Below are 22,395 nucleotides of genomic sequence, written 5' to 3' on the forward strand. Positions count from 1 at the left end.
AAAAGGAGAGGATATGAATAACACAGGATTTGTCGCAGGAACGCTCGTTCATACGGATAAAGGGTTAGTGCCGATTCAGGATATCAAAGTGGGCGATCTTATTTTATCAAAGCCTGTACTCTCTAAGCCCGAAGGTGGGGTCGGTGATATCGAGTACAAACCCGTACTTAGCACCTTTAAATCACCCAATAAGAAACGCATCTTTAAAGTTGAGTATTTTAATGAGACCGCTGATGCGCGAGGAGAAGAGGGTAGCAATTATATCTTATGCACCAGCAATCACCCATTTTGGGTAAAAAGAAATCCTGAAGATTTAGAGGGTGAGTGGTTATCGGCGGAGCGCTTGCCAGCTGGATATCTAACCTCTGCTCATGGCGATACGATTGCGCTTGATGATTACTCGTTCATCCCTGTGCGTACCTTGCCGAACTTCCCTGAAGGCTGTGCCTATCTACAAAGTATACAAGATAAAGACTTTTGGGAGGAAGATGGTCTGGTTCAGTTTGTGAAGTTTTCAGATAGTGGCTATCAGTATGTGAGCTTGGCGGATACAAAAGAAGCATTTGAGCATGAGATTAAAACATTGAACTGGAAAACCTCTGATGCTAAGTTGCTTATCAATCAAAAAGCCCCCTTCTTAGTTGACTCGGAATTATATAAAACTTTGAACATTCGCTTAGCACAAGATACGGCTCCTCATTCTCATTCAGTAGAAAGCTATATAGAATTTGTCAACGCACCTTTAATGTTTAATGGCAAGGTAGTAAAAGACAATAAGATTTCTGATGAATCTCTATACAAAAAAGCAGTAAGTAATCTTAGAAAATATGGCAATGCAACGGGTTTAACAGAGGAAAGTATCCATGAGCAAATGGAGAACTACTATGACGCTTGCCCGAACCCCTACGAGGACTATGTTTATAATATAGAAGTCGCTGATACACATACCTATTTTATAGGAGAGCAGGCTATATGGGTACATGACGCCAGTTTAAATAGCTAACCATATCAATAATAAAAAAAGGAAAACTCATGAATAACACAGGATTTGTCGCAGGCACGCTCGTACATACGGATAAAGGGTTAGTACCGATTCATGATATTAAAGTTGGCGACCTCATTTTATCAAAGCCTGTGCTCTCTAAGCCTGAAGATGGTAGCGGTGACATAGAGTATAAGCCTGTGGTCAAGACCTTTGTGCATGAAGACAAAGAGATGTGGATCGTGCGCCTAGAAAAAAATAATACTTCGCCTTATAGATTAAAACCAGGTGATGAAAACTTTGATATTCAAAACTATCTGCTTGTCGATGAAAAAATTCAAGCAGCTAGTCCCATTAGTCATTTTCTAGCGACGCACAATCACCCTGTTTGGGTAGTCGGTGCTATGGAGAATCCACAGGAAGATATTGAGTTCTATGATCAGCCTCACTTTAAACGTGTGGATGAACTACAGCAGTATGAAATTGTTGTGAATACCGATGGCGTAATGTATACCGTTGAGCGTGTACAACCTACCTATCAAGTCGCTAATGATAATCTAGAATTCAATCCAAATTATTACTGGTATCAAGAGCACTATCATGAAGATTACTACGATGATTATGTGCAAGATGCCGAATCGCATATGCTCGACTACAGCGAAGTAGAATATAAGGGTATGGGATATGTTGATGACATTAGCTTTTATCAGGAGAAAGGCTATTTGGGCCAACATATTGAAGATAATGGAGGCACCATGCGGATGTTCAATCAATTGACCAACGCGCAAGGTGAACACATTTTATATCAGGCAACCGTCTATAACTTTGAAGTGGCAGACAACCATACCTACTTCATTGGTCGCGCAGGACTATGGGTACATGACGCCAGTTGAAATAACCAACCTCATCAATGACAAAAAAGGAAAATTAATGAATAACACAGGCTTCGTCGCAGGAACGCTCGTTCATACGGATAAAGGGCTAGTACCGATTCAGGATATCAAAGTTGGCGATATGGTGCTATCTAAGCCCGAAGGTGGGGTTGGTGATATTGAGTACAAACCCGTACTCAGCACCTTTAAATCACCCAATAAGAAAAGAGTCTTTAAAGTTGAGTACTTTAATGAAACCGCTGATGCGCGAGGTGAAAAGAGTAGCAATTATATCTTATGTACCAGCAATCACCCATTCTGGGTAACTCGCCAGCCTGAAGATTTAGAGGGTGAATGGTTATCGGCAGAGCGTTTGCCAGCTGGATATCTAACCTCAGCACATGGTGATACGATTGCGCTTGATGATTATTCGTTTATCCCTGTACGCACCTTACCGAACTTCCCTGAAGGTACAGCTTATACTCAAAGTATTGAGGAACATGACTTATGGGAGACAGACGGTCTGGTTCAGTTTGTGAGATTTACGGATGATGGCTACCAGTTTGTCAGTTTAGCCAATACAGAAGAAGCGTTCAAAGAAGAGATCAAAACCGTCAATATGCAAACTTCCGATGCCAAGTTGCTTATTAATGAAAAGGCACCCTTTATTATAGACCCTGATCTTTATAAAACTTTAAATACTAGACTAGATCAAGACATGGGTGGTTTATATACACACTCCTCTGAAAGCTTTATTGAGTTTGCAAACTCACCTTTAGTGTATGAGGGTAAAATAGTAAGAGAAAATAAGATAATTAACTTAGGTAGACATAAGATAGTTCTTAATAACATTGAAAGATATGGTAATGCAACAGGATTGTTAGAGGGTAGTATTCACGAGCAGATGCGACGCTATAACGATATATGCCCTAACCCTTATGAGGACCACGTCTACAACATAGAAGTGGCGGACCATCATACATATTTTGTCGGGCATGATGCGGTGTGTGTAAACGCTACAAACACGTAGGCATCATCCATGCTAACCTAACCCAAAACCACAATAACAATAATAATAGGAAAACGCATGCCCACCGACACCCGCCCGATTCTCGTCTTTGATGTCAATGAAACCTTGCTCGATATCAGCACCCTTACGCCTTTATTTAGCCGCCTTTTTAATGATGGCAGCATACTGCGCGAATGGTTCGCCCAGCTGGTGCTGTACTCGCAGACCTTGACCTTATCAGGACTGTATACGCCGTTTGGTGAGATTGGGGTTAGCGCGCTGCGGATGGTTGCTGATATTCATGGCGTTGAGATTGCCGATGCTGATATTGACGAGCTAAAGACGCGCATGGGCAAGATGCCAGCGTATGCCGATGTCGTGCCTGCGCTGACGCTGCTTAAGGAGGCAGGCTTTCGACTGGTGACCTTGACCAATTCAGAATCCAGCGAGTCACCGACACCGCTAGACAAGGCGGGGCTGAGCGACTTTTTTGAGCGCTCATTTCATGTTGAGGCGGTGCGTCAGTTTAAACCCGCACCCGCGACTTACAATCTGGTCGCCGAGGCACTGTCCGTGTCCACATCCGAGCTGTGTTTGGTCGCTTGCCATCTGTGGGACACGATAGGCGCGCAGGCAGCAGGCTGTCAGGGCGCGTTTTTATTGCGTCCGCACAATGCGTTATTGCCCGCCAACCACGTACCAACGCCCGATTATATGGCGGATGACTTACGCACATTAGCGCAGCAAATCATTGCGCAAAACACCGACTCATAACGCCCAAAAAGAAACATCAAACAAGCCACCCAAACAGGTGGCTTTTTTATGTCTGATAAAACAGTTGGGTGTGAGGCGGCTTATAAAACTAGTGCTTTAGCAGTAGTAGGCTTCTTTGTCTTTTAGCGCGTCTTGCAAATAAGCAACCAATAATTTGAGCTTTTGATCGGGCTGTTTTGATTTGGGATACACCGCAAACATCCCCATACGCTTGCGGGTAAAATCTTGCAAAATTTGGGTTAAAGTCTGGCGCTGAAAGGCTTTATACACTAGTGCTTGCGGCAAAAAAGCAATGCCCAAATCACTCAGCGCAGCATGTTTGATCGCGCTTAAATGATTGCTATGGAAGCGGCCACTGACGGGCAGCAGCAGCTCAGCACCATCCTCATATAACGGCCACAAGTCGCTACTGGTATTGTCAAATTTATAGATGAGGCAATCATGATTTTGCAGTTGGGCGGGGGTTTGCGGCGTACCATATTTGTTGAGGTAATTTTGGGTGGCGCAAATCACCCATTGACTGTCTATCAGGCGTTTGACAATCAAGGAGGAGTCTTCAAGCTCCGCCGTTCGGATGGCCAAATCAAAGCCATCTTCGACCAAATCAATCAAACGGTTGGTGATGTATAGCTCTACGGTTATCTCAGGATATTTTTTACAAAATTCAGCGATAGCCGTGCTGAGTAGTAAGTCAGAAGAGACCACAGGGGCGGTGACGCGGATATGGCCTTTCATGTTTTCGCCATAGCCGATGACAGTATTTTCCGCTTCTTGAATGGCAAGCTGAGCCAATTTGGCTTTGTGATACAGCGTTCGGCCGGCATCGGTCAAGCTGAGTTTTCGGGTGGTTCGGTAGAGCAATTGTGCATTTAAGTTGGCTTCTAGGCGCGCGATACGTTTGCTCACTACAGAATTGGTCAGCGCCAGTTTGTCAGCAACTTTGGAAAAAGAGCCTTCATCGACCACCAAAACAAACAAAACCATGTCATCAGCTTTAATCATACCGATTCTCTAATCAGGGTAATATATTTCGTATTATAGCAAAAAAGGAAAATAACCTTGTCTGATCATGCCGTTTATCTTTGCACTTGTAAAGCGTAGAATTAGAGTGTGTGAATTCTACCCTAAGCACAATGAGGCTGTTGATCTGAGCGATTGAGTGTCTGTATGTAAGGACTGTGTTTAAGGGCGGCGTTTAAGAGTGGTGTTCAAGGATGCACAGACGATAACAGGGAGAGGAAATTTTGAATCAGACTGTCTATGGGCTACTTGCCCTATTGCCAATCATACTCAGTGGCATATTTCTTATTGGTCTACAATGGTCGGCCAAAAAAACCATGCCGATCATTTTGGCGGTGACTGCCGCGCTCGCACTTTTTATTTGGGACATGACGTTTAACCGCGTGTCGTCCTCTATTCTTCAAGGGACTGTGATTACGATATCGGTATTGTGGATCGTATTTGGTGCCCTGTTCTTATTAAATACTCTAAAACACACGGGCGCTATTGCAGTGATTCGCGCAGGTTTTATCAACGTATCGCCTGACCGCCGAGTGCAAGCCATCATCATTGCATGGTGTTTTGGTACGTTTTTGGAAGGTGCATCGGGCTTTGGCACACCGGCTGCAATTGCGGCACCGCTGCTGGTCGCGATAGGGTTCCCTGCATTGGGTGCGGTGCTTATGGGGATGATGATCCAAAGCACGCCCGTATCGTTCGGGGCGGTCGGTACGCCGATTGTCATTGGGGTGAATAAGGGTCTAGATACCGTGGCCATCAGTGCGCTGCTGGCGCAAGAAGGCATGCAATGGGAAGAATTTTTACAACTGATTACCACCCAAGTGGCGATCATTCACGGTGTGATTGGGACGTTTATGCCGCTGCTGATGGTGATGATGCTCACCCGCTTTTTTGGTAAAAATAAAAGCTGGAAAGAAGGCTTAGCCATTTGGCCCTTTGCCATCTTTGCAGGGTTGGCCTTCACTGTACCTTACACTTTAACGGGTATTTTCTTGGGTCCTGAATTTCCATCGTTGATTGGTGGACTGGTCAGTGTGGCGATTGTCATTCAGGCGGCTAAAAAAGGATTTTTGGTACCAAAGACCACGTGGGACTTTGAAGCCAAAAGCAGCTGGCCAAGCGATTGGATGGGTAAACTGGTGGTCAGCAAAGAAGATGTGGCCACCCCAGCAGGCAAGACCATGTCTACGCTGATGGCATGGTTTCCTTACTTGCTAGTGGCGCTGTTACTGGTGTGTTCGAGAATGTTTGCTGACTTTAAGGACTTGCTCAGCAGCGCCACGCTAGACTTTAATACGATTTTGGGCGAGGCCGATATCAGTGCAGGTTTTAGTCCTTTATACTTGCCCGGCGGCCTGTTGTTAATCAGCGCCTTAATTGCAGCTTTTGTGCAAACTAAAAATCCAACGCGTGCGCTGGGTGATGCTTTGAGCGAATCAAGCAAAACCGTCTTAAGCGCTGGGTTTGTGCTTATTTTTACCATCCCTATGGTTCGGATTTTTATCAACTCTGGGGTCAATCTATCCGATGTCGCGAGTATGCCAGTTGCCAGTGCTGAGTTGTTTGCAGGCACGTTTGGCAGCGCCTTTCCGCTGATCAGCTCAACCATCGGTGCCCTAGGTGCGTTTATCGCAGGCTCGAATACCGTGTCAAACATGATGTTTAGTCAGTTCCAGTATGAAGCGGCCATGAGCTTGCACATCTCGCCCTCACTCATCATCGCAGCACAAGCGGTTGGCGCCGCGGCGGGTAACATGATTGCCATTCACAATGTGGTGGCCGCATCAGCAACCGTTGGGCTGCTTGGGATGGAGGGCGCGACGCTGAGACGCACCATCTTACCAACCATCTATTATGTGTTGTTCAGTGGCATCATCGTTATGGCAGCCATTTATCTCTTTGGCGTTCAAGGACCGCTAACCTTATGAATGCACAGTAAAAAAAAGAGCAAGTAATGAACCGTTATCGATCGACCGCCTCCTATACAAGCCAGCTACCATCAGATCAGGTGTTGGTTAAATTGACCAAAATACTGGGCGCTGCCAATATACAGGCAGATCCAGCAAAAAATGAGCACTACCGCATGGGCTGGCGCTCAGGCGGCGGTAGCGCGCTGGCAGTGTTGTTTCCGCAAACGCTGCTTGAGATTTGGCAATGTCTGGAAGTGTGTGTTGAGGGCAACTGTATTATCATTATGCAGGCGGCCAAAACAGGTCTGACAGAAGGCTCAACGCCCAGCGGTGATGACTACGATAGACCCGTGGTGGTCATCAATACGCTGGCGATAAATAAGCTGTATTTGATCAATGATAATGAGCAAATTATCAGCCTACCGGGTACGACTTTGCATCAATTGCAGAACGAGTTAAAAGCGGTTAATCGAGCGCCGCACTCGGTGATTGGCTCATCGACTTTGGGCGCGTCAATCGTCGGCGGTGTTTCCAATAATTCAGGCGGCGCGCTGGTCAAACGAGGCCCTGCTTACACAGAGCTGTCGCTGTTTGCTCAGATTAATGAACACGGTCAGCTGGTACTGGTGAATCATTTAGAGGTCGATTTGGGTGATACGCCTGAAGAAATCCTCACCAATTTACAAAAGGGCTATTTTGACAAGTCACAGTTATCTCAAAGCAACAAACTGGCCTCAGACAAAGAGTATGTCGCCCGAATACAGGATGTCAATGCCGACACGCCGAGCCGCTTTAATGCGGATAAGCGCAGGCTGTATGAAGCCAGTGGCTGTGCAGGCAAGATTGCGGTATTTGCGGTGCGTCTGGACACATATCCGACAGCGAAAGCGGAGCAGACCTTTTATATCGGTAGCAACAGCGTGCGCGAGCTTGCCGAGCTAAGACGGCAAGTGTTGTCAACGTTTAAAAATATGCCTGAAGTGGGCGAATATATGCACCGCGATATATTTGATGTGTCTGCCAAGTACGGCAAAGACACCTTTTTGAGCATCAAGCATCTGGGCACCAATGCTTTGCCCAAGCTGTTTTCTATCAAAGGCAGTATTGATGCCAAACTGAGTAAATGGTCATGGGTGCCCAATCATTTGACCGATAAAGTCATGCAAATGATCGCCCAAGTATTGCCGCAGCATTTGCCCAAGCGCATGCTTGAGTACCGCAACCAGTATGAGCATCACCTGATTATCAAAATGAGCGATGATGGCATCTATGAGGCGCAGTCTTTTTTAGAGTCGTTTTTTGCAGATTCAGAAACGGGCAGTTATTTTACCTGCACGCAAGCTGAGTCAGACAGCGCCTTTTTGCATCGCTTTGCTGCTGCAGGGGCCGCCATACGTTATGAAGTCATGCATGAAGAGACCGCCGGAGAGATACTGGCGCTCGATATTGCTATCCCGCGTAACACGCTTGATTGGCTGGAAAATTTGCCTGAGAGCATCACTCAGCACTTAGAAAAAAAGCTGTATTACGGTCACTTTTTTTGTTATGTGTTTCATCAAGATTATATTTTAAAAAAGGGCAGTGATGCCAAGCAGGTCAAAAAGATGATGCTTGAGCTATTAAACAAGCGCGGTGCCAAATACCCTGCTGAGCATAATGTCGGCCACTTATATGAAGCCGAACCTGACTTGCAGCAATTTTATGAGCGCCTAGATCCTACCAATACTTTTAACCCTGGTATCGGTCAAATGCCAAAAACCAAACGCAACTGCGCGTGCTGTTTATAGCCATTTATAATGGTGATGAAACTTGAAGTGACAGTCGCTTACTTTTACGCATCACCACCGCCAATCCGCTCCGCCAATGCCTGCAATTTTGGCACTATGATTGCCGCATAGTCGTCCGCTTCCCAGTTGGCACTTGGTACACTGGCATTAAGCGAATAGGCGTATTGCCCAGTCGCGACATCATAGACGCCAACCGCGACTGCCAAGATATCAGTAGAGAACTCCCCATCAGAGACGGTATAGCCGTACTGCTCATAGTGCTGGGCTGCTTGAGTGAGCGCTGACTGTGCGTGAATGTAATCTTCATCAGATAAATTCTCTTTCAAATTGCTAATAATCATTGCCTTTCTCGCTTGAGAGCTTACTGCATAAAAAGCCCGTCCAATGGCAGTACGTGCCACCGGCACCGCTGAGCCAACCTGCAAGTTGACCGATAGGCGTGCAGGACTACGACAGCAGGCGTGATAGCGCATCTCTCCTTCAACTTCGGTCGCTAGATTTACCGATACCTCATTTTCGCTAGCGAACTGCCGTAATAGTGGCTCAGCATAGGCCACCATGTCATGACGACCCCATGCGGTCGCGCTTAGGCGTACTGCACTGCTGCCCAGTTGATACTGTCCGTGCTCATTAGTACGCAAAAACCCAAGCGTGGTCAAGGTATGAATCAGGCGACTAATGGTCGCTTTTGGCAGTTTGGTCATCTGACATAGTTGCTGATGGGTAAGGCGCTCATGGTGTTCAAAGGCAGCCAGTATAACCAATCCACGACCTAGTGCCGTCACAAACTGTCGATCGTTCTCTTCCTTGCTTTGACCCATCAGGTGATCCATTCGTCCGAGTAGTGAGGTAGCTGCCGATGTAGATGTTGTCATTTTATCTCCATTTCTCTTAATGATTATCTCTTTTGATGCCTATTTTTTAATAAAGGTTTACAGGATGGCAAAAGTTTGTTTAAATAGTTTTATATTATGAAACAAAGTTTCGCACAGCGGAATAACAAAGTCAATAACTTGTTAAACCAAATGAGGTATCAACCACTATTCGTCAGTCAGGATGACTGATATCAAGGAGAGACACATGGCAACATCGACTAGCCCACGCTTTGATTGGGAAGATCCTTTCTTATTACGCGACCAGCTTACTGAAGAAGAGCGCATGGTCACCGACAGCGCCCGTCAATTTTTTCAAAAGGAATTGATGCCCGGTATTATCAATGCCAACCGTAATGAGCATTTTGATCGTAATATCATGCGTCAAATGGGTGAGATGGGTCTGCTTGGCGTGACCATCGAGGGCTACGGCTGCGCAGGTCTATCGAGTGTGGCTTATGGTCTGATTGCCAAGGAAGTGGAAGCGGTCGACTCAGGCTACCGCTCAGCGATGAGTGTGCAGTCAAGCCTTGTGATGCATCCGATCTGGGCGTATGGCACTGAAAAGCAAAGAGAAAAGTATTTGCCAAAACTTGCCACAGGTGAGTACGTCGGCTGCTTTGGTTTAACTGAGCCTGATTCGGGATCTGATCCTGCCTCAATGTCGACACGTGCGCGCGCCGTTGATGGTGGTTATGAGCTGACGGGTAATAAAATGTGGATTACCAACAGTCCTATCGCGGATGTGTTTGTGGTCTGGGCAAAAGATGATGCAGGCGAGATTCGTGGTTTTGTCTTAGAAAAAGGCATGAAAGGCCTATCTGCGCCGAAAATCGAAGGCAAGTTCTCACTACGCGCCTCGGTCACCGGTGAGATCGTCATGGACAAAGTGTTCGTTCCTGAAGCCAATGCTTTCCCAGATATCCGCGGTCTAAAAGGGCCGTTTGGCTGCTTGAATAAAGCGCGTTATGGTATCGCTTGGGGCAGTATGGGCGCGGCAGAGTTTTGCTGGAAAGCGGCGCGTCAATACACGCTAGATCGCAAGCAGTTTGGTCGTCCGCTTGCCGCCACCCAACTGGTGCAGTTAAAGCTTGCCAATATGCAAACCGAAATCAGCTTAGGTCTACAGGCCGCGCTACGTGTCGGTCGTTTGATGGATGAAGACAACGCTGCACCTGAGATGATCTCCATGATTAAGCGTAACAACTGCGGTAAAGCGCTCGATATCGCTCGTATTGCCCGCGATATGCATGGTGGTAATGGCATCTCTGATGAGTTCCACATCATCCGTCACGTGATGAACTTGGAAGCCGTCAATACTTACGAGGGCACGCATGATATTCATGCGCTTATCTTAGGCCGTGCACAGACAGGCATTCAGGCGTTCTTTTAAGTATTTTTAGCTAAGAAAATTTAACAAAGTGGTACTTCATGACGTACGTTGCTGCTTGGCTTTTTATCAAAAAGAGTATCGACAGTGGCGTACGTTTTTCAGTTGTTACTCACCATTTATTTAACAGTGTGTCATTAAACAACGCAAAAAACTAAATGATGAATAGCAATTTTCTAATCAGAAAATCGAAGAATACGCCACAGGGTAAGGGGGTTTCATGGCAGATATAACTGATATGATGGATATACCAAAAGGTGCATTGCATGGTATCAAGGTCCTCGATTTATCAAGAGTGTTGGCAGGTCCTTCTTGTACGCAAGTGCTCGCCGATCTGGGCGCAGACGTCATCAAAGTTGAGCGTCCACATATCGGTGATGAGACGCGCCACTGGGCACCGCCAACCTTCAGCGATGACACCTCCGCTTATTACGCTACCATCAATCGTAACAAAAAATCACTCACGGTAGACATCACCACGCCAGCAGGGCAGACCATAATCAAACAGCTCATCGCTGACAGTGATATTTTGGTAGAGAATTTCAAAGTCGGTGGTCTCAAAAAATACGGTTTAGATTACGACAGCCTCAAGCAAGACAATCCGCGCCTGATTTATGCGTCTTTGACAGGGTTTGGGCAGACAGGACCAGATGCCAAGCGTCCCGGTTATGATTATATTATTCAAGGGTTGTCAGGGTTGATGAGTATCACAGGACCAAGTGATGGCGAACCACACAAAGTTGGCGTCGCAGTGATTGATTTATTTGCAGGTTTACAGCTGACGATTGGTATCCAAGCGGCGCTATTGGCGCGTCAACATACTGGCGTCGGTCAACATGTCGATGTCGCACTCTTAGACAGTGCGCTGTCTATGCTGGCCAATGTCGGCATGAATCATTTGGCTTCAGATAAGATTCCACCAAGACTGGGCAATCAGCATCCCAACATTGTGCCTTATCAAGTATTTGCGGCTAAAGGGGAGGCGCACTTTATTTTAGCGTGCGGTAATGATCATCAATTTGCCAAACTGTGCAACGTATTGTCAGTTGATTGGCATCTTGATACGCGTTTTGCGACCAATCCTAATCGCGTTGCCAATCGTGGGCTGCTTTGTGCTGAGCTGACTAAAATATTTGCCAAACAGCCTCGGGCTTACTGGCTTGCAGCTTTGGATCAGGTCGGCGTACCTTGCGGTGCGATTCACAACGTCGCCGAAGCTTTGGCGATGCCGCAAGCACAAGCGCGAGAAATGATCGTGAGTTTCGCTCAGCAAGGCAGCCCCGTTCGCGCCCTTGGCAATCCCATCAAATTATCGGCATCCCCTGTCAGCTATCGCACACCGCCACCGCGTTTGAGCGAGCATACCGATAGTACGCTTGCTGATTTAGGCTACGACAGCGAGATAATCGCCAAGCTAAAGGCGGACGGCATTGTTTAGTTCAATGCTTGCCACAGTATCTTTACAGTGATAAATACTAAAAAATGGAATTTTTAAACAAAACAAGCTAAACCAAGTAGTGTAAAACAAGGAATGTTAAGCATGAAAATATATAGCCATGAAAACCTAAGTCTGTATAGACCGTTGCCCTATTTTTCTTATGGCAAGATGTTTGAGCCGCTGGAGATACCAGAGCGTATGGTGGAATTGTTAAAAGAACCAGCAGCATTGGGTTTAGAGGTTACCGCTGTCACCGATATCGGTATCGCGCCCATATTAGCCGTTCATGATAATGAATCTTGCAACTACGTCACATAAGCAATCAATTATGAGTCAGCTATAAAGCCCAAATGCCGCTCAATCTGTTCGGCCAATTCAATCAATACCGCACTGACCTCAGCCCGTTTGGACTCATACTCTCCTTGCAGAAAACTCACTGCCATGCCAGCGACCGCCGTGCCGGATGCATTACGAATATACGTGCCCAAGCAGTACATCCCATCACGCAACTGCCCATTATCGAGCGACACTCGACTTTCCTGAATCACCGCAAGCTCAGTGGATAAATCCGCAAAGTTTTTGACGCCATGTTGGGTCATGGGTGTGGGGAACTTTTCTTTATACAGTGACTTTATGCTATCCATCGACAATGTGGATAGCATGGCTTTGCCTGTCGCCGAAAATACCGCAGGCACGCGCACGCCTGCACGAAAGGTAAAACCAAGCGGGGCAGGTGATTCATGGCAGGCCAAAAACACCACTTCTCCCAAATCCAGTTTTGACAACGTCACCGTGTGTTGCAGTAGCACCGGATACTGCACGATCAAATCCTTAAACAATCGTACAACGCCTTGCTGCTGCTCGTACTTTCCCGCCCAATACATTAGATATGAGCCCAAATAAAAGCGGCTTTCAGGATCTTTATAAATGACGTGCTTGGACAGTAGGCTCTGCAAAATATTATGCGTAGAGCTGCGAGGAAGCCCCAATTCTTTGGCAATATGAGCGGCTGTCAGCGGCTGGGCGCTATCGGTAATCAAGTCCAAAATCTGAAAGGTTTTGTCTAAGGCAGGTACGGCAGTCGAGCTCATAAGTAACCTATAAAAGTAAAATAAAATGAAAAAGCACAAGATAATTATCAAAATAATGCGATTAAGGGTTGCAAATCACGACATATCGTTCTTATAATGATGTCTCGTATATAGAATACGTGTTCAGTATATTGAACAAAAAAACAATTATCAATCATTATCTCATGACTACTATTATATCCACTCTTATAAACATACCTATATGACAAGGAAGGAGCGTTAACATGTCAAATACGCTACAGTTATCCAATCCAGACCTACTCAAACAATCTTGTTTTATCAAAGACGGCTGGTATGCTGCCAGTGACGAGGCGGTACTTGAAGTCAATAACCCATTCAACGACGAGCTTATCGGTACCGTGCCTAGCCTCACGACCGATGATGTCAATGACGCCGTTGCCTATGCTCATGAAGCGCAAGTTGCTTGGGCGGCAAAAACGGCTAAAGAGCGTGCAGAGCTGTTGCAAAAGTGGGCGGATCTCATTGATGCCAATAAAGAAGATCTTGCGATCATCATGACCGCTGAGCAAGGCAAGCCGCTTACTGAGTCACGCGGCGAAATCGGTTATGCCAATAGCTTTATTCGCTGGTTCGCCGAAGAAGGCAAGCGCGTTTACGGTGATGTCATTCCTGCCAATAGTACGCAATTACGTCACGTCGTGCTCAAGCAGCCCGTCGGTGTTTGTGCCGCCATCACCCCTTGGAACTTTCCAGCGGCGATGATCACGCGCAAAGTCGCTCCAGCGATGGCAGCAGGCTGTACAATTATCGTCAAACCAGCCACCGAAACGCCATTCTCAGCATTAGCATTGGGCGCTTTGGCAGAGCAAGCGGGTATTCCTGCAGGCGTGCTCCAGATTGTAACGGGCAAATCATCAACCATTGGTGAAATCCTAACAGGCGATGCACGTATTCATAAGCTGTCGTTCACAGGCTCTACAGAAGTCGGTCGTACGCTAATGGCACAATGCGCGCCGACTATTAAAAAGCTATCACTCGAGCTGGGTGGCAACGCGCCATTTATCGTTTTTGATGATGCTGATCTTGAGAAAGCGGCGGCAGGCCTTATCGCTTCCAAATATCGCAATGCGGGTCAGACCTGTGTGTGCGCCAACCGTGTCTACGTGCAAGACAGCATCAAAGATAAGTTCCTAGACGTCTTTGTCAAAAAAGTCGCTGAACTAAAAGTAGGTAACGGCTTAGAAGAAGGCGTCGATATTGGACCGCTTATCAACAAAAAAGCGTTAGATAAAGTTCAAGCCCTGCTAAAAGACGCCTTAGATAAGGGTGCCAAATTGGTCACGGGCGGTAGTGTCAATGACGCCTCAGAGCTGACGTATAACCCAACCGTTATTACCGATATCAGCAGTGATATGGATATCGCCTCTGAAGAAATCTTTGGACCAATTGCGACCATATTTACCTTCAAAGACGAAGCAGAAGTGATTCGTGCTGCCAACGATACCATTTATGGCTTGGCCGCTTACTTCTATAGTAGTGACTATGCACGCTCATGGCGCGTCACTGAAGGGTTAGAGTACGGCATGATCGGCCATAACACGGGTTTGATTTCTACAGAAGTTGCCCCATTTGGCGGCGTAAAACAGTCTGGTTTTGGTCGTGAAGGTTCAAAATATGGTATCGAAGACTATATTACGACTAAATACTGGTGTTCTGACATCAGCTAATAAATAACTCGGCTAGCATTTAGCAGAACATTCGTTTAACAAAAAACTTAACGAAACATTTTAGATGTCGAATGGTGTTTTATCTTAAACAAACATCCCTCGATATCTAAAAGGTATCAACTGAACCGCCAATCACTAGATGGCATTTATGTTACGAACACAGAAAAGGACATTCCCATGACTACCAATCAGTCATTACTTGAGCGCCGCAAAGCTGTTTTACCAACAGGACTTGGGGTTGCCTTTCCTATCTTTGCAGAAAAAGCAAAGAACTCAGAGATTTGGGACATTGAAGGCAAGCGTTATATCGACTTTGTCGGTGGTATCTCAGTATTGAACACCGGTCATAGCCATCCAAAAATCACCCAGCGTGTGCATGAGCAGCTCGACAAATTTACGCACACTGCGGCGCAAATGATCAACTATGAGTGCTATGTGGATTTGGCAGAAAAGCTGTGTGAAAAAGCACCGATCAGCGGTGATAAAAAAGCGTTCTTTTTGACTACTGGCGCAGAAGCGGTCGAAAACTGCATCAAGATTGCACGTGCTAAAACGGGGCGTCCAGGTGTGATCTCTTTTGTTGGTGGCTGGCATGGTCGCACCATGATGTGCATGAGCCTGACTGGTAAAGTACTGCCATACAAAAAGAACTTCGGCCCAATGCCAGGACCTGTGTTCCATGCATTGTTCCCTGCAGAAGAGTTGAATGTGACCGAAGAACAAGCGCTACATAGCCTTGATATGATCTTCCAAGCAGACATCGATCCGAGTGAAGTGGCAGCGATGATTGTTGAGCCAGTCCAAGGCGAGGGCGGTTTCCATCAGGTAACGCCATCATTTGCCAAAGCACTACGCGAGATCTGTGATGAGCATGGCATCGTGCTTATTTTTGACGAAGTACAGTGTGGTTTTGCTCGTACAGGTACGTTGTTCGCCACTGAACAGTTAGGCGTCGAGCCTGATTTGATGACTGCCGCGAAAAGCTTGGCGGGTGGTTATCCTATCTCTGCGGTCATCGGCCGTGCTGATATCATGGATGCGCCGCAAGTCGGCGGCTTAGGTGGCACTTACTCTGGTAACCCGCTCGCCTGTGTGGCTGCGCTTGCTGTCATGGAAGTGATCGAAGAAGAAAACTTACTGGAGCGTAGTATCGAGATTGGCGATACCATCGCGTCGTTCTTAAAAGGCTTGAACCTAAGCAGCATCGGTCATATCCGTCATAAAGGCGCGATGCTAGCGTTTGAATTGATTGATAGCGAAGGCAAACCTGATGCAGCAGCAGCAGCCAACCTAAAAGCAAAAGCATTTGAGCAAGGCTTGCTACTAGCGTCTTGTGGTATGTATGGCAATGCTATTCGTGTGATGGTGCCATTAACAGTTGAAGACGAGGTGCTACAAGAAGGTCTTGATATCATTAAAGATATCCTTGCAGCTTAATAGTTATCGAGTGTCATAAAATTTAGCGATGGATCGCTTCTAATCAAACATTGATTTTGATTGAAAAGTTATAGTGAAGATAACGGCAAGGTTGCCCTTATGACACTCACATGGAGTGTGATTTTAAACGGCGCCTTGCAAGTCAAGGCGCCGTTTTTGCTATGTGAATATCAAACAACGAGCAATCGGCTTTCTTTGGCGGAAACGATATACAGTAAATATGATGGGTATTACTCCATTAAATAGAAATAGTGTAACCATAAAAGGTTCACACGGATGACACACAGACAAGGAGTAGGTTATGTCTGAATTAAAGAAAACGTTAGGTGTGTTCGATATCATTGCGCTGGCATTCGGTGCGATGGTTGGTTGGGGCTGGGTCGTGCTGGCGGGTGGTTGGATTATCTCGGCAGGCATCTGGGGCGCAATCAGTGCATTCTTAATTGGCGGTCTTGTGGTGGTTTTGATTGGCGTGACCTATGCTGAATTGGCGGCATCTATGCCTATCACAGGAGGCGAGCACACGTATACACACCGTGCACTGGGGGTAAATATATCCTTTATCTGCTCATGGAGTATTTTATTTGGTTATTTTTCCGTCGTTGCTTTTGAGGCGGTGGCACTGCCAACCGTTGTCGAATATGTCATTCCCAATTATAGTCAAGGCTATCTTTGGAATGTCGCAGGCTGGGATGTTTATGCCACGTGGGTAGCTGTCGGTATGCTTGGCTCCATCATTGTCACCTGGCTCAATATACGCGGTATGGAAGTCAGTGCGTGGTTCCAAAAGTTGGCCGTCGTCGGTATTTTCTGCGTCGGTATCTTACTACTCGTTGGTGCGTTATTATTCAATCCTGAAACCTCCAACTCAGTACAAGCACCAAACTTTATCGGTGGTATGGGCGGTATCATGACGGTGATGGTGATGGTACCGTTTTTATTCGTGGGCTTCGATGTGATTCCACAAGCCGCAGAAGAAATCAACCTAACGCGTCCAAATATCGGCAAATTTTTGATTGTCTCTATTATCATTGCCGTGCTTTGGTACGTGGCTGTCGCTTGGAGTGTGGGCAAAACCCTGCCGCTATTGCAAGCACAAGATTCAACATTGGCGACTGCTGATGCGATGACCAACGCTTGGAATGGTAAATGGGCAGGTACGCTGCTGGTTATCGGCGGTGTACTGGGTATTTTATCAAGCTGGAACGCGTTTCTTATTGGTGGCAGTCGCTTATTGTACGCCATGGGTAAAACGCACATGTTGCCACAGTTCTTGTGCAAGCTACACCCTAAATACAACACCCCGGTCAATGCGATCTTGTTGATCGGTGGCCTTGCAACACTAGCGCCATTATTTGGTCGCAAAATGCTCGTGTGGATTGTTGATGCGGGCGGCTTTGGTATCGTTATCGCTTATACTTGTGTTGCATTGTCATTTTTAGTGCTACGCTACCGTGAGCCTAATATGATACGTCCATTTAGAGTACCAGCAGGTAAATTGGTTGGTGTCATCACAATCGTACTCAGCCTTGGTATGTTGGCGCTTTATCTGCCAGGTATGCCGTCGGCATTGGTTCCTATCGAGTGGTGGATTTTCCTTGGCTGGACGGTTCTTGGCGGCGCAATGTATGGCTATGCGTCAATGAAAAACCCTGGTAAGAGTAAAGAGATTATGGATCATGAGCTGCATGAGCTCAAAATCATTAATCAACAATGGTTAAAAGAAAATCCATATAAATAATAGTCTCATTTTAGACAGTTAACTACCTTAAAAAGCCTAACGTCAAACGTTAGGCTTTTTTAGTGCATACAATCAAGTGCTTATACGATTAAGACTTATCACGGATAAGCTTATAGTTTAAGAACTCAGTGATACCAAGCGTACCAAGCTCGCGACCAAATCCTGAACGTTTAACGCCGCCAAATGGGGTATTGGCTTCGGTACCAGACGGCGCGTTGATAGTGACCATGCCCACTTCTAATTTATCAGCAATATCAGCAGCTAGGGCAGCATCTTGCGTTTGGATAGAAGCACCAAGACCAAAAGGCACATCATTAGCAATCTTGATAGCGTGATCGACATCACGAGCCTTGTAGACGACAGCGACAGGACCAAACAACTCTTCACGGTAGACATCCATTGATTCAGTGACATCTGTTAGTACCGCAGGTTTGAACCATGCACCAGGCTTATCTTTGACCAGTCCACCTTCTACTAGGACCGTCGCGCCTGCTTCAACGGCACTATCTAACTGCGCTTGCAGATTGACCGCGGCAGCCTTTGAAGACATTGGGCCGATAAAGGTTTTTTCATCAAGAGGATTGGCCAATGTCATACCACGTACAGCATCAGTAAAGCCCTCAACGAACTTGTCATAGACAGACTCAAGCACGATTAGGCGTTTGGCGGCGTTACAGGCTTGGCCGGCATTACCAAAACGACCAGAGATCGCGCCTTTTATCGCTTGTTTGATATCGGCATCTGCTGCAACGATAAAGGCATCGGAGCCGCCAAGCTCCAACACGACTTTTTTGAGTGCGCCGCCTGCTTCTTTGGCAACGGCTTGTCCAGCGCGCTCAGAGCCAGTGAGTGAGATACCTTGTACACGCTTGTCATGAATAATAGTCGCTGCCTGCTCGTTGGTGGCAAAGATATTGTTATAAACACCTTCAGGTACGCCGACCTCTTTGAACATATCAGCGATAACTTCTGCAGTCTTAGGGCATTGAGGCGCGTGCTTTAAGATAATAGTATTACCTGCCATAAAGTTTGGCGCGACAAAACGTGCCACTTGATAATGCGGATAATTCCACGGCATGATACCGAGTAGAACGCCAACAGGACGTTTTTCTACCGAAGCTGATCCTGAGTCAACGTCAATGGTATTCGGCGCGAGTAGCTGCTCAGCATTGTCTGCATAGTAACGATAGATCTCAGCGACCAGACCGATTTCACCCTTGGCTTGTGCAACGGGTTTACCCATCTCACCCGTCACGATACGAGCCAGCTCGTCTTGACGTTCCAGATAGCTATCGGCAATTTTATGCAGTAGTGCACTGCGCTCGCTTAGTGAAACCTGACGCCAGTCTTGATAGGCGTTGTCAGCCTGCTCGATGACTTGCTGGATGTCTTGTTCAGTGGCGGTAGGGTAAGTGGCTTCTAGTTCGCCAGTGGCTGGATTGTTGATTTGATAATCGCTCATACTTTTTCCTTATTTTTAGCGTGTTTTTGGGTTTAAAATCCATTTTTGTGTTTATGCTTATATTTTCAGTTACTGCTATGCTTTCATTTGCTAATAAGTGCGATTTATTATGGTTCATTGTAATACAATGAATATTACCGCCGCCATAGACAATCTCTTTTATGCGTACTCCCACTACTTGATGCTGCGGAGAGATTTTTTCAAAGTGCACATACACCAATGACTTATTAGGCTCGTGTTCTGTAACTTTAAACTGAATACTCATCTTAATACAGATTGAAAATGCCACTTCCATTGCTGGAAATGGCATTTTTTTGCTTAATACATCTCATCATGACTGAGATTGGCTCCTGCACAGATAGAGGTAGGCAGTCAGCTTATGACTTTTGATCAGCGTCAGGTGCTTCTGATTTGATATCTACTTTTGTTGTTTCTTCTACTTTTATTTCATCTTCTATTTCTGGCGATTCCGCTTTACTTGCTTTTTCTTTGATCAATTTGACTTTTGGGCGTTTGGGGATGGGTTCGACATGTTTGACCGCCGCACCAAAGGCAGGTTTATAGGTCTTTTTAAGGCTTCTTTTGGTTCTTCGTACGGCGAGCGCATCGGCCTCAGCCTGTTCTTCTGCCAGCGCAGTATCGTACAATCCTTGGTATACCGCGATTGTCTTTTCGATCATCTCACGCATGGTGAATTTGTTGGTCATCTCAGGTCGCGTCACACTTTCTAATTGATTGCGCACCGCTTTACATAACGAGTTGGCATTGTGTTCTTTTACCAAACCTTGCGGATAGAGCGGTTGTAAGATTTCGCTAAAGGCGGCTTTATCCCAGCCAATGACAGGTGTGCCCAAATGAATCGCTTGCAGGGCATTAATGCCGATCGATTCTGGTTCATTGGCAAGTGCCATAACGATATTGGCCGCTGAGAGCCATTCACGCATGTCATTACGCTTGCTACCCACATAAGTAATGCGCTCAGCCAACCCCAGACTGTGAGTACGTTGACGAAAGTCTTCATGAGCGACATCACCATCTTTATCATCATCGTCCATAATGATGACATGAATATTGGGAAATTGCTCTTGTAGATTGCCCAAGATATCAATCAGCCATTCTTGACCATACTCATTGCCAATGACCGTTGGAAATACGAGCCACTTCTTATGCTCAAGCTCAGGATATTCCGCAAAGGTATGACGCAACCAATAGACCGATGGATTGTGCCGATAAGGATAGCGCCGAGTATCAATGCCGCGGTAGATACGCGTGATGACTTTGGGATCGGCTTCCTCGCGGCGCAGTCTTCTTGTTAGATATTGGGTGACGCTATCAGAGACCGTTATAATTGTATCGACATTGAGCAATGCTTGAGAGTATTTATTGATAGGATAAAACCCATACATGGTCGAGACCAGCTTTGGGAAACGCTTGACCCGCGCTCGGCGCAATGCTAAATGCAATATCCATGCAGGGGTGCGCGAATGTACATGAATGACATCAGGCTCATACTTCTCAATCAAATGCCGTAGTGCTGAAACTTGCAGCAATGACAGCCACGATTTTTTGTTCATGTGGACTTGATGATAGTGATTGCCATCACGCTTGAGCCGTCTGACCAAGTCATTGCTCTCATCAGCGCTAGAAACAATGATCGAGGTATGCCCGTTTTTGACCAGTGCGCGCCCAAGATGAAAAATACCGCGCTCGGATTCATCATGCTTCAAAGACGACAGTAGGCGCATCACTTTCATAATAACATAGGTCACAGGTTAGGAGGATCAAGCTGCTATTGTCAGTTAAAAGCGCATAAAACTCAACCATCAAGATAAAAAGATGGCGTCAGATATGTGGCTTTCCAGCAGATATGAGCATAATTTTCTTGGCTCAAAACTACTCAAATGTATTTAGCGGCGTTTTTGTAGATGCTCAGCGTTGGGCAATACTTGTTTTTCGCTTAAGTATTTCCAATATCGCTGCGGTAGATATTGCCTGTGTAGCTTGGGATTTTTGCGCTCCTTGATATTGACGTTGGTAAAGTAGCCTTGCCAAAACTTTTGATAACGCTGCTCATCAGGGCTATGAATGCTGGCAGGATTGCGTAGTACCGCATCATCAAGGTCGGTGATGGTTTGTAGCGGCGCGGGACGAGTAGGCGTGCTATTACTTTTATCATAATAAATGCCGTAGCCGCGTGTCAGATCATAAATCGCCCAGTGCTGATCTTGATAACGCTGACGAAAATGCTCCCCAATCAGTGGCAATACATTAAAATCAGGCTCGACCCGTGCAAAATAAATATCATCGGTCGTGTGCTCAAAACGTACAAAGGCCTCCATGCGATGTTTTTCACGGCCGACGGATTTGACCGTCTGTACCAGCTCTAACACATCCAAGTGACCAAGATCTTGCATGATATTTCGGCTAGGGTAGTCAATGGCATACTTAACCACACGGAATAAAGTCGTGCCGATATCGTCCTTTTCTGATAAAAACCCCCACAAGATATTGCGCATACCTGAGCGACCAAGCAAGCTATTTAGTTTAACCAATACGCGCTCTGCGTTGTCTGCATCCGTTGCGACGCTAATCGCTTGCGCAATCAAGGAGGGTATATAACAGTCTTGAGCGGTGAGTTTGAGTGAGGCGTCTTCTTGCAATCGATTGGCATAGACATAAAACACCGCGCTGAGCCAGCCCTCAAAGCTTGGCTCATACAGCACAATGCTGGGCGTTAACTGACCGATAGTATAATTGTCGTTTTGCACAAGTGCTGACATGGTTTATCCTGAAACGATGTGAAATGTATTTTGGCTCGCCATAAAATGTATGTAAGTATTGTCAAATGCTACTGGGGGATATTTTTCTTGCGTGCTGTTCGCATCGCGTGACAGAGGCTGCAAAAAAGAGTCCTGTCCCCTG

The 22,395-nt window shown here is 46.2% G+C and carries 19 protein-coding genes; 12 read left to right on the top strand and 7 right to left on the bottom strand.

Annotated features, from left to right (window positions below):
* Positions 1–13 precede the first annotated feature (13 nt).
* From B3V51_RS03500 to B3V51_RS03515, 4 genes are read left to right on the top strand one after another with little or no spacing between them, the layout of a single operon-like run.
* Positions 14–1,003: a hypothetical protein gene (locus B3V51_RS03500; protein ID WP_093068166.1), complete on the top strand. Its 990-nt coding sequence runs from the start codon at positions 14–16 to the stop codon at positions 1,001–1,003.
* Between the two features lie 29 nt (positions 1,004–1,032).
* On the top strand, positions 1,033–1,875 hold the full coding sequence (locus B3V51_RS03505) for a hypothetical protein (protein WP_286708001.1): 843 nt from the start codon (positions 1,033–1,035) through the stop codon (positions 1,873–1,875).
* 37 nt (positions 1,876–1,912) lie between these two features.
* Positions 1,913–2,884, top strand: a complete 972-nt coding sequence (locus B3V51_RS03510; protein ID WP_286708002.1) for a Hint domain-containing protein — start codon at positions 1,913–1,915, stop codon at positions 2,882–2,884.
* 57 nt (positions 2,885–2,941) lie between these two features.
* Positions 2,942–3,637 carry a haloacid dehalogenase type II gene (locus B3V51_RS03515; protein ID WP_286708003.1) on the top strand — a complete coding sequence of 232 codons (696 nt, stop codon included), beginning with the start codon at positions 2,942–2,944 and terminating at the stop codon, positions 3,635–3,637.
* A 96-nt stretch (positions 3,638–3,733) separates the two neighbouring features.
* Here B3V51_RS03515 and B3V51_RS03520 read toward each other — a convergent pair whose 3' ends face one another.
* Entirely contained in the window at positions 3,734–4,639 is a 906-nt protein-coding gene (locus tag B3V51_RS03520) for a LysR family transcriptional regulator (protein WP_286708004.1), read from the bottom strand.
* A 242-nt stretch (positions 4,640–4,881) separates the two neighbouring features.
* Here B3V51_RS03520 and B3V51_RS03525 point away from each other — a divergent pair, with 242 nt between their 5' ends.
* Both B3V51_RS03525 and dld read left to right on the top strand, forming a co-directional pair.
* Entirely contained in the window at positions 4,882–6,585 is a 1,704-nt protein-coding gene (locus B3V51_RS03525; RefSeq protein ID WP_252962533.1) for an L-lactate permease, read from the top strand.
* 26 nt (positions 6,586–6,611) lie between these two features.
* The gene (gene dld, locus B3V51_RS03530; RefSeq protein ID WP_286708005.1) at positions 6,612–8,354 is read left to right on the top strand and encodes a D-lactate dehydrogenase; all 1,743 of its coding nucleotides are present in this window, start codon (positions 6,612–6,614) and stop codon (positions 8,352–8,354) included.
* Between the two features lie 44 nt (positions 8,355–8,398).
* Here the strand turns inward: dld and B3V51_RS03535 are convergent, their stop codons facing one another.
* Positions 8,399–9,229: an IclR family transcriptional regulator gene (locus B3V51_RS03535; RefSeq protein ID WP_093068178.1), complete on the bottom strand. Its 831-nt coding sequence runs from the start codon at positions 9,227–9,229 to the stop codon at positions 8,399–8,401.
* Positions 9,230–9,434: 205 nt separating this feature from the next.
* On the opposite strand from B3V51_RS03535, the gene B3V51_RS03540 reads away from it, so the two are divergent.
* The 3 genes from B3V51_RS03540 to B3V51_RS03550 all read left to right on the top strand — a co-directional run bounded on the left by B3V51_RS03540 (position 9,435) and on the right by B3V51_RS03550 (position 12,372).
* Positions 9,435–10,619, top strand: coding sequence for an acyl-CoA dehydrogenase (locus B3V51_RS03540; protein ID WP_093068181.1), 1,185 nt, complete (start codon positions 9,435–9,437; stop codon positions 10,617–10,619).
* Positions 10,620–10,836: 217 nt separating this feature from the next.
* The gene (locus B3V51_RS03545) at positions 10,837–12,054 is read left to right on the top strand and encodes a CaiB/BaiF CoA transferase family protein (protein ID WP_093068186.1); all 1,218 of its coding nucleotides are present in this window, start codon (positions 10,837–10,839) and stop codon (positions 12,052–12,054) included.
* Positions 12,055–12,156: 102 nt separating this feature from the next.
* The gene (locus B3V51_RS03550) at positions 12,157–12,372 is read left to right on the top strand and encodes a hypothetical protein (protein WP_071001858.1); all 216 of its coding nucleotides are present in this window, start codon (positions 12,157–12,159) and stop codon (positions 12,370–12,372) included.
* Positions 12,373–12,380: 8 nt separating this feature from the next.
* Here B3V51_RS03550 and B3V51_RS03555 read toward each other — a convergent pair whose 3' ends face one another.
* Positions 12,381–13,145 carry an IclR family transcriptional regulator gene (locus B3V51_RS03555; protein ID WP_071001857.1) on the bottom strand — a complete coding sequence of 255 codons (765 nt, stop codon included), beginning with the start codon at positions 13,143–13,145 and terminating at the stop codon, positions 12,381–12,383.
* Positions 13,146–13,369: 224 nt separating this feature from the next.
* On the opposite strand from B3V51_RS03555, the gene B3V51_RS03560 reads away from it, so the two are divergent.
* From B3V51_RS03560 to B3V51_RS03570, 3 genes are all read left to right on the top strand, one after another.
* The gene (locus B3V51_RS03560; RefSeq protein WP_071001856.1) at positions 13,370–14,833 is read left to right on the top strand and encodes an NAD-dependent succinate-semialdehyde dehydrogenase; all 1,464 of its coding nucleotides are present in this window, start codon (positions 13,370–13,372) and stop codon (positions 14,831–14,833) included.
* Positions 14,834–15,010: 177 nt separating this feature from the next.
* Positions 15,011–16,270, top strand: a complete 1,260-nt coding sequence (gabT, locus tag B3V51_RS03565; RefSeq protein WP_071001855.1) for a 4-aminobutyrate--2-oxoglutarate transaminase — start codon at positions 15,011–15,013, stop codon at positions 16,268–16,270.
* A gap of 301 nt (positions 16,271–16,571) precedes the next feature.
* A complete protein-coding gene (locus B3V51_RS03570; RefSeq protein ID WP_286708006.1) occupies positions 16,572–18,011 on the top strand; it encodes an APC family permease in 1,440 nt (479 codons plus the stop codon).
* 88 nt (positions 18,012–18,099) lie between these two features.
* On the opposite strand, the gene B3V51_RS03575 is transcribed toward B3V51_RS03570, so the two are convergent.
* The 4 genes from B3V51_RS03575 to B3V51_RS03590 form a co-directional block, all read right to left on the bottom strand.
* Positions 18,100–19,473 carry an NAD-dependent succinate-semialdehyde dehydrogenase gene (locus B3V51_RS03575; RefSeq protein ID WP_093068195.1) on the bottom strand — a complete coding sequence of 458 codons (1,374 nt, stop codon included), beginning with the start codon at positions 19,471–19,473 and terminating at the stop codon, positions 18,100–18,102.
* On the bottom strand, positions 19,406–19,783 hold the full coding sequence (locus B3V51_RS03580; RefSeq protein WP_227674257.1) for an agmatine deiminase family protein: 378 nt from the start codon (positions 19,781–19,783) through the stop codon (positions 19,406–19,408). The genes B3V51_RS03575 and B3V51_RS03580 overlap by 68 nt, the downstream gene beginning before the upstream one ends.
* A 67-nt stretch (positions 19,784–19,850) precedes the next feature.
* Positions 19,851–21,227, bottom strand: coding sequence for a glycosyltransferase (locus B3V51_RS03585; protein WP_093068198.1), 1,377 nt, complete (start codon positions 21,225–21,227; stop codon positions 19,851–19,853).
* A 153-nt stretch (positions 21,228–21,380) separates the two neighbouring features.
* Complete coding sequence (locus B3V51_RS03590) at positions 21,381–22,253, bottom strand: TIGR03915 family putative DNA repair protein (protein ID WP_071001852.1); 873 nt, start codon at positions 22,251–22,253, stop codon at positions 21,381–21,383.
* Positions 22,254–22,395: the final 142 nt, after the last annotated feature.

It is taken from the genome of Psychrobacter sp. UBA2514, from assembly GCF_002341255.1.
GTDB lineage: Bacteria > Pseudomonadota > Gammaproteobacteria > Pseudomonadales > Moraxellaceae > Psychrobacter > Psychrobacter pacificensis.